Raw genomic sequence first — 1,080 nt, 5'->3', positions numbered from 1 at the left:
ATGTCTACTAGGCTACCTTTGACTTGCTTACCATTTTTATCAAAGTAGAGTTGAATACCATCAATGGTTTGACGACCAGTTAGGAGCTTGCCATCAGCATCGTAATAGTACCAGTTCCAATTGTCATCACGAACAAATTGTTTTTTGGCCGTAAACTCAGTCACAACTCCCTCATTATCAATTGTGTAGGTCTTATCATCGACTTTCAAAGTAGTATCTGAAAGGATAATAGCGGTGTACATATCAGCATATCTCTCTGTTCGATACGATTTTGTTAGACGATAGCGCTTGCCATCGATTTCTTTCCATGTAGGTTTATCAACACTTTTTACCTCAGGTTGGAAGTAGTGCAGTTGACCATCTAAGCCTCGTTGGACACCCTCTAGGAGGACACCGTTTTCATCAGTTCCATAGATTCCAGTGAAATTAATTCCACCTAAAATTGGATTTTTGGAAAAAAAGGCTCCAAAATAGTTTTTTTGTATTTTACTATCTTTGACTAGATAAAGTTTGCCGTCATAACCTATGACACCATCGACAACATGACCATCTGAAGCAAAGACATACTCTGTTCCATCGATCATTTGTTTACCAGTTAGGACTTCTCCATCTGCATTAGTTCGATAGGTATATGTTAATCTCACTTTAGACCCTGGCTTATCAACAACGCCATAAGCATCTTTGACTAATTGTCCTTTTTCAAAGAGATAGTTCTTACCATTGATTGAATAGATGCCATTAGTAGCATAGATACCGGTTTCAGTGAAGTACAAGTGTTTTCCATCAATATCTTGCCATCCAGTCACAGCAGCACCATCATCTCCGAGATAGTATGAACGGTAGTCCTTTGATGCAGGATCAATTCCACCAACATTGATTGAGGCCCATTGATTTTTAACCATACGTCCATTATTTTTATCAAAATAATAGGTTTTGCCATCAATTTGAACAATTTTATCTTTTGCTTGACGACCGTCTTTATTAAAGTAAAGGATGACACCATCAACATTTTGCCAACCAGTCAGTTTTTCACCGTTGGCAGTGTAGTAATACCAATCTTTTTGGTTGTCAGATTGGAAA

The 1,080-nt window shown here is 37.9% G+C and carries 1 pseudogene; it reads right to left on the bottom strand.

Annotated features, from left to right (window positions below):
• Positions 1-1,080: pseudogene (locus tag AX662_RS09630) on the bottom strand (KxYKxGKxW signal peptide domain-containing protein); the annotation flags it as partial.

Source organism: Streptococcus sp. CCH5-D3 (genome assembly GCF_001556435.1).
Taxonomy (GTDB): Bacteria; Bacillota; Bacilli; order Lactobacillales; family Streptococcaceae; genus Streptococcus.
This window is presented reverse-complemented; position numbering and strand designations above follow the sequence as displayed.